Genomic DNA, 9,979 nt, shown 5'->3' on the forward strand with positions numbered 1-9,979 from the left:
AGAGCGCACGTAGGTCGGTGAGCATCAGAGTGCGGGTGGGTCGGCGAGCATCAGAGTGCGGGTGGGTCGGCGAGAGCCGGAGTGCACATGAGCTGCCAAGTGTCAGAGGCGCAGGTGGGTTCCCTGCGACGAATGGCTCTGCATGGACTATGGCCACCGAGGTCAGCTAGGGACGGGGGCGGCGTTCCATCGCCTTGAGGCGTTGGGCGGCGGTGTTGCGGACTCGGCGGGTCGGTGCCTCTGCGGCGAACAGGGTCAGGGCCCTGGGTGAGTCGACGATCTCCACTGCGTTGCGCTGGAACCACCCGGTGGTGGCGAAGAGTTGCTCGTTGGTCCAGGGTCCGTCGATAGCGACGGTTCTCATCAGGTTCCATTCGTGTAGGCGTAAGACGAGGAAGTCGTAGCCCGCGATCACCGGTGCCAGCGCTGCCGACCAGGCCGGGAACCCACGGTCTCTGAGAAGCGACAACGCCCGGCGGTCCAGGTATTTCGCCACCGCCGACTGGGCCATCCCCTTGTCGGGGTCGTCCAGGATGCGGGCTATCAGGTCGAGATCGTCGTCGGCGGCCGCGAGTTCCGCTAGATAGCGGAAGTAGCGGATGTGCTCGGGGGGTTCGTAGTCCTCTGGGTGTTCCATCGCGTCTCATCTTCGCCGAAGGAACACGTACACGACCTGAATGGAAGAGGCCACCCTTCCCGGGCTTCTGGGCCGGGAAAGGTGGCCTCGGTCTGCGGGGCCGCTGGCGCGGCCCGCAGTGTTCAGGGGGTTAGAGCGCCGTGCAGGTCACGCTGGGCGTGTTGTTGGTGCTGCCGGTGTTGGCCAGGAAGCCGAAGTTGGTGCTGGCGCTCGCGGCGAGGTTGCCGTTGTAGCTGAGGTTGGTCACCGCGACGTTGCCGCCCGACTGGGTGTGGGCGCCGCTCCAGATCTGGGTGATGGTCTGACCGTTGGCGAACGTCCAGTTCACCCGCCAGCCGGTGAGAGAGGCGCTGCCGCTGTTGCGAACCGTGACCTCACCCTGGAAGCCGCCGCCCCACGAGCCCGTCACCCGGTAGGTCGCCGCGCACGACTTTCCGCCCGGCGTGGGGGTCGGCGTCGGCGTGGGGGTCGGGGTGGGCGTCGGAGTCGGGGTCGGCGTGGGAGTGGGAGTGGGCGTCGGGGTCCGCGACGGGGTGGGGCTCGGCTGCGGGGTGTACGGCGCCGCGATCGCCAGGTCGTAGGCGCGCTGGGGGACGAACTGGCCCGCGCCCGCGATGCAGCCGTCGGCCTCACCGGGGAGCTTGATCCACAGGAAGGCGTCGATCGCCGAGTCGTTGGTGGCGGTCGTGCTCCACGTGCCGGTCGCGCGGCCGGACGGGTCGCACCACTCGCTGCCGAGCGGGCCGTTGCCGTTGCGGCTGGTGTCGATCACGGCCTTGAGGCGGGAGATGCCCGTCGCGGCGATGATGTTCTTCGCGTACGCGATCGACTCCGACGAGGTCCGGTAGTTGGACACGTTCAGGGCGATGCCGTCGGCCGAGTTGGCGATGTCCGACTGGACGAGCCGGTTGGCCGCCTCCTGCGCCGACAGCCAAGCCGAGTGGCCGATGTCGAAGTAGACCCTGGCCTGCGACGATCCCGCCTTCAGCTTCTTGCCGGCGTAGGCCATCGAGGCCCGCACGTCGCTCTGGAGCTGCGAGCTCATGCAGCTGGTCATGATCGGCAGGACGTCGGGCTCGAGGATGATGTACGCCGGGCGGCCCTGAAGGCCGGCCGCGACCTCGTCGATCCAGGCGCGGTAGGCCGTGTGGTTGGGCGCGCCGCCCGTCGAGGCGCCGGAGCAGTCACGGTTGGGGATGTTGTACACGACCATGATCGGGATCTTGCCCGCCGACGCCGCGGCGGCCGTGTAGGCGCTGACCTGCGAGCGGACCGTCGAGGTGTTGGTCGTGGTGAACCAACGTCCCTGAGGGACCGCCGCGATGCGGTCGCGGATCACGGCCGTCTTCGAGTCGTTGGGGTTGGCGGCCACCCATCGCGCGGCGCTCGTGTCGGGATCGACCCAGAACACCGAGTCTGCGGCGCTGGCGGCCGATGTGGTGAGCACCGCTGCACCCATCCCGAGGGCGGCGACGGCGGCGACTATTGCTGCCGTCAAGGACCTTCTTCGTAACATGAGAAACTCCGTCCCAGAATGTGGGAGCGCTCCCACCAGGTTGCGGCGATCTAATCATCAGATCGGGGGTCGCCTGAAGGGCTGGGGCGGATTAGGACGGGGTCCCAACATGAAACACCCAGGCAACGCGGTGGAAACGACTATTGGGGCATCTGAAACTTTCAGTGCGAACGGGCTAGATCAACTCATCGCGCGAAATATCCAGTAACGGAACGTGCCCAAGCGGTTTCGCGAAGTGGCCCGTAGGCCGTACCCTCCCATAGTGACCTCTTGGGGGGTTTCTCAACGATGACTGCAATTGCGCGCCATCTCATGCCATGTCCTGAGATCGGCGATACGACCGGGCCAACCGGCCGCACCTCGGCGCCGCCCGACACGCGGGACGCCGGGCCACGGCCGGGTTCGCCCCTGTGGACCTACTTCGCGGCGATCATCACGATCGGGCTGACCGCGCTCATGGTCGCGACCGCCCGCCTCGGCGTCCCCGAGCTGGGACTCCTCGCCGGGGAACCACTCTTCTGGGTGCTGGTCGCGCTGGTCTTCCTGGGCGAGTTGCGGCCGGTGATGGTGAGTTCGTCCGCGCTCGTCGGAGGCACCCCCACCTCGACGATGTTCACGTTCGCCGTGCTCATGCACTACGGGCTCTCCGCCGCCGCGATCATGCAGGCGGTGGCGATGCTGGTCAGCGGGCTCGTCCATCGGCGGTCGTGGCATCGCATCGCGTTCAACGTCGCCCAGGTCACGCTCGCCTGCCTCGCCGCCGCCGTCACGTTCGGCGTCTTCGGCGTGCACCCCGGGCCCCTGCACACCTGGACCCCCAGCGGGGCCGACATCCCCGCCATCGTGCTCGCCGGGCTGGCGTACTTCCTGGTCAGAGGCCTGCTGGTGTGCGGTGCGGTGGCGCTGCACGAGCGCAGGTCGGTGCTCCGGGTGGTCAAGACCTCGCTCATCCCCCAGGGGCTCGTCTACGGCGCGCTGCTGGGGCTGGCGCCGCTGGTCGTCGTGGTCATGGAGCACTCGGCCGGGCTGGTGCCGCTGTTCGTGGCGCCGCTCGCGGCCGTCTACTTCACCGCCACGCTCTCGATGCGGCGCGACCACCAGGCCATGCACGACGGGCTGACCGGGCTCCCGAACAGGAAACTGCTCATTCTCCGTACGGAGGAGGCGCTCGCCGAGGCCCGCGAAGATGAGCGGGTGGGGCTGTTCCTGCTCGACCTCGACCGGTTCAAAGAGGTCAACGACACCTTGGGCCACCCGGTCGGCGACCTGCTGCTCCAGATCGTGGCCCACCGGCTGACCCACTCGGTGCGGCCCGGCGACGTCGTGGCACGGCTGGGGGGCGACGAGTTCGCCGTCCTGCTGCCGCAGATCAGGGACGCCCAGGCGGCCAAGGAAGTGGCCTCCCGCCTGCGGGTCGCGCTGACCGAGCCGGTCAGGCTCGAAGGGATGACCTTCGACCTCGACGCGTCCATCGGCATCGCGCTCTACCCCGACCACGCGCCCGACTTCGAACTGCTGCTCCAGCGCTCCGACGTGGCGATGTACATGGCCAAGGAGGCCCGTTCCGGCGTCGAGTTCTACGTCGCCGAGCGCGACCGTAACTCCCCGGAACGCCTCAGCCTGCTCGGCGACCTGCGCCGGGCCATCGACCGGAACGAACTCGACCTCCACTACCAGCCCAAGGTGGCGCTCCAGGACGGCCGGGTCGAGGGCGTCGAGGCGCTGCTGCGCTGGTGGCATCCGGTACGCGGTCCCGTCTCGCCCGCCGAGTTCATCCCGCTGGCCGAGCAGTCCTATTTGATGCGCGAGCTCACCCAGTACGTGATCGCCAAGGCGCTCAACCAGGCCGCCCGCTGGTGGCACTCGGGCCTGGAAGTGCCGATCTCGGTCAACGTCTCGGCCCGCGACCTGCTCGACTCCGGTCTGCCCGACCAGCTTTCGGCCGGTCTGGCCCACTATTCGCTGCCCGCGAAGGCCATCCACCTTGAGGTGACCGAGCGGATCCTGATGACCGACCAGGCCTACTCGGCCGACACCATCCGCACCCTGGCCGAACTGGGCGTTCCTCTCGCTCTGGACGATTTCGGGACGGGCTACTCCACGCTCGTCCGGCTCCAGCGCCTCCAGGTCGACGAGGTCAAGATCGACGCCTCGTTCGTCCGGAAACTGGGGGAGTCGGCCGACGACGAGCGGATCGTCCGCTCGATCATCGACCTGGTCCGGTCGCTGGGATTGCGCGCCGTGGCCGAAGGGGTGGAATCGGCCGACATCGCCGCGCAATTGCGCGGAATGGGGTGTCACGCGGGACAAGGCTGGTGGCTCGCCGAGCCGATGCCGGCGGAGGAGTGCGTCGTGTGGCTGCGGTCGCGCATGCGGCTGCCGATGGCCACGTCCACCGTCGATTAACCGCGTCGAGGAGGGGCTGCGGGGCGCCCTAGGATGAGGTGTCCACACTCCACCCAGGAATCGGGTTAAACGACTTATGTCTGCCATAACCCGCGAAGAGGTCGCTCACCTGGCCCGGCTGTCCCGGCTGGCGCTGGCCGACGAGGAACTCGACCACTTCGCCGCCCAGCTCGACCAGATCGTCGGCGCGGTCGCCCGCGTCGCCGAGGTCGCCACCGCCGACATCCCGCCGTCCTCGCACGCGCTGCCGCTGACCAACGTGTTCCGGCCCGATGTCGTGGCACCCAGCCTGACTCCTGAGCAGGCCCTTTCCGGTGCGCCCGCCGTCGAGGACGACCGCTTCCGCGTGCCCCGCATCCTCGGGGAGGAGGCGTGAGCGAGCTGATCAAGAAGACCGCCGCCGAGCTGGGTTCCCTCATCGCCTCCGGCGAGGTCTCCGCCGTCGAGGTCGCCCAGGCACACCTCGACCGGATCGCCGCGGTCGAAGACCGGGTCCACGCGTTCCTGCATGTCGGCGCCGAGTCGGCGCTGGCCCAGGCCGCCGCCGTCGACGCCCGTCGCGCCGCCGGCGAGGAGCTCGGGCCGCTGGCCGGGGTGCCGATCGCGCACAAGGACGTCTTCACGACCAAAGACATGCCGACGACCGCCGGGTCGAAGATCCTCGAAGGCTGGCGCCCGCCCTACGACGCGACCGTCACCCGCCGGCTGCGCGAGGCCGGGCTGGTCATCCTGGGCAAGACGAACCTCGACGAGTTCGCGATGGGCTCGTCCACCGAGAACTCGGCCTACGGCCCCACGCACAACCCGTGGGACCTGACCCGGATCCCGGGCGGCTCCTCGGGCGGCGCCTCCGCTTCGGTGGCCGCCTACGAGGCACCCCTCTCCACCGGCACGGACACCGGCGGTTCCATCCGTCAGCCCGCGGCCGTGACCGGCATCGTCGGCATGAAGCCGACCTACGGCGGTTCCTCCCGCTACGGCCTGATCGCCTTCGCGTCGTCGCTCGACACGCCCGGTCCGTTCGCACGCAATGTCATGGACGCCGCGCTTCTCCACGAGGCGTTCTCCGGCCACGACCCGATGGACTCGACCTCGATCGACCAGCCGGTGCCCTCCGTGGTCGAGGCCGCTCGGCAGGCAGACGTGGCCGGGCTGACCATCGGCGTGGTCAAGGAGTTCGGCGGCGACGGCTACCAGGCCGGGGTGCTGGCGCGGTTCCAGGAGTCGGTCGAGCTGCTGGAATCGCTGGGGGCGAAGGTCGTCGAGGTGTCGTGTCCCTCGTTCACCTACGCGCTTCCGGCCTACTACCTGATCGCACCCTCCGAGTGTTCTTCCAACCTCGCCCGGTTCGACGCCATGCGTTACGGGCTTCGGGTGGGTGACGACGGCACTCGGTCGGCCGAAGAGGTCATGGCCCTTACTCGGGCGGCCGGGTTCGGGCCTGAGGTCAAGCGGCGCATCATGCTTGGCACTTACGCGCTTTCCTCTGGGTACTACGACGCGTATTACGGGTCTGCCCAGAAGGTGCGGACGCTCATTTCGCGTGACTTCGAGGCGGCGTTCCAGCATGTGGACGTGCTGATCTCGCCGACGACGCCCACGACGGCGTTCCCGATCGGGGAGCGGGCCGACGACCCGATGGCCATGTACCTGGCCGACCTGTGCACCATCCCGTCGAACCTGGCCGGGAACGCGGCTCTGTCGGTGCCGTGTGGTCTCGCTGACGAAGACGGGCTTCCCGTGGGTCTGCAGATCATGGCTCCGGTGCTCGGTGATGACCGGTGTTACCGGGTGGGGGCTGCTGTGGAGCGCGCGTTCGAGTCCCGCTGGGGCGGGCCGCTGCTGTCCAAGGCTCCGGCCCTGTAGACGACCCTGGAGAAACAGGGAAGGAGGGCGGCATGATCACTCATATTCGGATCGACGGCTTCAAGTCGTTCCTGGATTTCGAGCTGGACGTGCCGCCCCTTCTCGCTTTGGTGGGCCCGAATTCAAGTGGTAAGTCGAATTTCTTCGACGCGCTGGTATTCCTGCGGGAAATGCCGTCGGGGAAGGCTTTCACCGATTCGCCTCGCGGGCGCTCGCATGAGCTGTTCCACCAGGTCGGAAAAGGTAGGCCAGTAGAGAGCTTCCTTGTGGACGCCGAGTCACTGACCCACGTCGAGGCTGATGTGCGGGCGGTGACCTACCTCAGCGGGGTGGGCCGATATAGGCCCGTTGATTATGCCGTCGGCTTGTCGTCGGGGAACTTCGGTGTCCGGCTCGGCGTCGAGCATTTCGACCACCTGCCGATTGAAGCCCGGCCGATTGTCGCCGAGGCCGCCGAGATCACCCGGCAGATGCTCGACCCGGTGAGCGAGGATTTTCAGCTCATTCGGTCGCTCTTGTTCGGAGCGGAAGAGTCCTGGCGTCTCTACCAGCCTGATCCTGTCCGGATGCGGGAAGCGGCCGACGAGGCGGATCGGCGCGCGCTCGATCCGGACGGCGGGAACCTGGCGGCCGTTCTGGGGCGGCTTCACCGGACCGCCGCTTTCGACGACCTGGTCAACGATTTCCTCGCGCTCACTCCCGATGTGGTGGGAATCGAGCCTTATCTGGATGAACGGCGTGGGGAATGGCTCTTCGACGTTCTCATCGACGGCGAGGGGAAGGTGTCGAGTCGTCTGCTGTCCGACGGGACTCTCCGCATCCTCGGACTTCTCGCCGTCCTCCATGATCTGGACCATCCCGGCGTGATCCTGCTGGAGGAGATCGAGAACGGTCTTCACCCCAGCCGCCTCGCGGAATTGCTTCGCCGGATCGAACGCAAAGTCACCGATTTCAACGACCCGGCCTGGCCGAACAAACCGCTTCGCCAGGTCATCATGACGACTCACTCGCCGGTGGTCGTCTCCGAGCTCTACCGGCTGCGCCGCGAATCGCTCATCTTCCTGAACACCGCGGTGCGGGTCGACCCCGAGAACGACCGTGTTTCCCGTGTCACGGTCGCCAAGCCCGTTCGTGATGAAGGGGAGCCGGGCACCTTCGTCTCGCCGCGTCAGGTCCGCGCCTTTCTCGACACGGTCGGAACGGTCTGATGGCTCGGCCACTGGTGCCCGGTCTGGTCGCGGAGGGCCGTGAGGACGAGGACTTTCTCGGTGCGGTCATCTATCGCCAGCTCCGCGAACTCACGCTGGAATCGGCAACCAGTGTGATCGACGTCGAGCCGACCCAGATCGGTTCCTGCCGATCCATCCGTGATCACCACAGTGTCGCGGAGGCCCTGGCCGAACTATCCGCCGACTGCCATGTGTTGTTCGTACACAACGATTTCAAAGAGCGGCACAAGGCCGAGCAGGTCGTCGGTACATGCGAGTTACGGGCGCCGGTGATCGGGCTCGTGCCGGTCAAGGAGACCGAAGCCTGGCTGCTGGCCGACCGCCGGGCGTGGGCCGACATCAGAGGGGTGAACCTCGAAGCGTTGCCGGCGAAGCCGAGAGACGTCGAGGGAATCCCTGACCCCAAGCAGGCGCTGAAAGACGTCATCCCTCGCAAAGGTGACGCCGCAGACTACGCAAAACGAATCGGACAGACCATCGATCTCGACACGCTGGCCCAGGTCCCCGCATACAAGGACTGGGTCACGCGGACGAATACTGTGTTGAAGGGACTCGGTTACCTATGAGCACTCCTACGCTCATGCCGTACGACGAGGCGTTGGAGAGGTTCGAGCCGGTGCTCGGCCTGGAGACGCACGTTGAGCTCGGCACCCACTCGAAGATGTTCTGCGGCTGCCCGACCACGTTCGGCGCCCCGCCGAACACCCACGTCTGCCCGACCTGCCTGGCCTTCCCCGGCGCCCTGCCGGTCGCGAACGCCGCGGCGATCGAGTCGACCATCCGCATCGGGCTCGCGCTCAACTGCTCGATCGCCGAGTGGTGCCGGTTCGCCCGGAAGAACTACTTCTATCCGGACATGCCGAAGAACTACCAGATCAGCCAGTACGACGAGCCGCTCTGCTTCGACGGCTACCTCGACATCGTCGTCGAGGGCAAGACGGTCCGGATCGAGATCGAGCGGGTGCACCTCGAGGAGGACACCGGCAAGTCCACCCACGTCGGTGGTGCCACCGGCCGCATCCAGGGCGCCGACCACTCGATCGTCGACTACAACCGGGCCGGCATTCCGCTCGTCGAGATCGTCACCAAGCCGATCGAGGGGACCGACCGGCTCGCGCCCGAGGTCGCCCGTGCCTACGCGACCGAGTTGCGTGAGGTCATGCGGACCCTCGGTGTCTCGGATGTCCGCATGGACCAGGGTTCGATGCGCTGTGACGTCAACGTCTCACTGATGCCGCGCGGCTCCAAGGAGTGGGGCACCCGCACCGAGACCAAGAACGTCAACTCCTTCCGCAGCGTCGAGCGGTCGGTCCGGGGCGAGATCGAGCGGCAGGCCGCGATCCTCGCCGAGGGCGGGCGGATCATCCAGGAGACCCGCCACTTCCACGAGGACACCGGGCTGACCACCTCGGGCCGTTCCAAGGAGGAGGCGCAGGACTACCGCTACTTCCCCGAGCCCGACCTGGTCCCGATCGCGCCCGACACGGCGTGGGTCGCGCAGCTCAAGGCCGAACTGCCCGAGCTGCCGTCGGTCCGCCGCGCCCGCCTGCAGGCTGAGTGGGGGGTCAGCGACCTCGACATGGAGGCCATGCACAACAACGACGCGTTCGGCCTGGTCGAGGCCACCGTCGAGGCCGGCGCCCCGGCGGCCGACGCGCGCAAGTGGTGGATGGGCGAGCTCGCCCGCCGCGCCAATGAGGGTGGCCTCACCCTGCACGAGCTCCCGATCACGCCCGCGCAGATCGCCCGCGTGACCGAGCTGGTGAAGTCGGGCGCGCTGAACGACAAGCTGGCCCGTCAGGTCCTCGAAGGTGTTCTCGCAGGTGAGGGCTCGCCCGACGAGGTCGTCGAGGCCCGTGGCCTGAAGATCGTCAACGACGAGGGCGAGCTGTCGGCCATCATCGACCAGGTCATCGCGAGCAACGCCGACGCCGCCGAGAAGATCCGCGGCGGCAAGATCGCCGCCGTCGGCGCCCTCGTGGGCGGCGTCATGAAGGCCAGCCGAGGCAAGGCCGACGCCGGCCGCGCCCGCGCCCTCATCCTCGAAAAGCTCGGCGTCACCGAATAGACGGGCGGTTTGGCCGGGCCTACCAACCGCAGGCCCGGCCAAACCCCCTTTTTTCTTCCGTTACGGCTCCCGCCCACCCCGGCCCCGCCCGCCGCCCCCGGTCCCCGCCGTATCCGGCACCAGCCACCCGCTCCCGGCCCTCGCCGCAACGAACCAGGTCAGGCGCCACGACTGGTAATCCGCCGTCAACCGGTCCGGGCCTCACGTCTCGTAGTCCACCCGCTCCCACAGCCCGACGCGACGAACCAGGTCCGGCG

General features: G+C 67.9%; 8 protein-coding genes. 6 read left to right on the forward strand and 2 right to left on the reverse strand.

Annotated elements, in window-relative coordinates; all coding sequences use genetic code 11:
- Positions 1 to 166 precede the first annotated feature (166 nt).
- Entirely contained in the window at positions 167 to 637 is a 471-nt protein-coding gene (locus ACYQ78_RS25875; protein ID WP_459803505.1) for a hypothetical protein, read from the reverse strand.
- A 130-nt stretch (positions 638 to 767) separates the two neighbouring features.
- Complete coding sequence (locus tag ACYQ78_RS25880; RefSeq protein WP_459803506.1) at positions 768 to 2,153, reverse strand: glycoside hydrolase family 6 protein; 1,386 nt, start codon at positions 2,151 to 2,153, stop codon at positions 768 to 770.
- Positions 2,154 to 2,465: 312 nt separating this feature from the next.
- Between ACYQ78_RS25880 and ACYQ78_RS25885 the strand changes: the two genes are divergently transcribed.
- The 6 genes from ACYQ78_RS25885 (at position 2,466) to gatB (ending at position 9,722) form a co-directional block, all read left to right on the forward strand.
- On the forward strand, positions 2,466 to 4,559 hold the full coding sequence (locus ACYQ78_RS25885; RefSeq protein WP_459803507.1) for a putative bifunctional diguanylate cyclase/phosphodiesterase: 2,094 nt from the start codon (positions 2,466 to 2,468) through the stop codon (positions 4,557 to 4,559).
- 76 nt (positions 4,560 to 4,635) lie between these two features.
- Positions 4,636 to 4,935 carry an Asp-tRNA(Asn)/Glu-tRNA(Gln) amidotransferase subunit GatC gene (gene gatC, locus ACYQ78_RS25890; RefSeq protein WP_030456557.1) on the forward strand — a complete coding sequence of 100 codons (300 nt, stop codon included), beginning with the start codon at positions 4,636 to 4,638 and terminating at the stop codon, positions 4,933 to 4,935.
- Positions 4,932 to 6,425, forward strand: coding sequence for an Asp-tRNA(Asn)/Glu-tRNA(Gln) amidotransferase subunit GatA (gatA, locus tag ACYQ78_RS25895; RefSeq protein WP_459803508.1), 1,494 nt, complete (start codon positions 4,932 to 4,934; stop codon positions 6,423 to 6,425). Before gatC ends, gatA begins: the two co-directional genes overlap by 4 nt.
- A 32-nt stretch (positions 6,426 to 6,457) precedes the next feature.
- Entirely contained in the window at positions 6,458 to 7,633 is a 1,176-nt protein-coding gene (locus ACYQ78_RS25900) for an AAA family ATPase (RefSeq protein ID WP_459803509.1), read from the forward strand.
- A complete protein-coding gene (locus ACYQ78_RS25905) occupies positions 7,633 to 8,220 on the forward strand; it encodes a hypothetical protein (protein ID WP_459803510.1) in 588 nt (195 codons plus the stop codon). Before ACYQ78_RS25900 ends, ACYQ78_RS25905 begins: the two co-directional genes overlap by 1 nt.
- Entirely contained in the window at positions 8,217 to 9,722 is a 1,506-nt protein-coding gene (gene gatB, locus ACYQ78_RS25910) for an Asp-tRNA(Asn)/Glu-tRNA(Gln) amidotransferase subunit GatB (protein ID WP_459803511.1), read from the forward strand. The genes ACYQ78_RS25905 and gatB overlap by 4 nt, the downstream gene beginning before the upstream one ends.
- Positions 9,723 to 9,979 lie beyond the last annotated feature (257 nt).

This window comes from Herbidospora sp. RD11066, assembly GCF_054661255.1.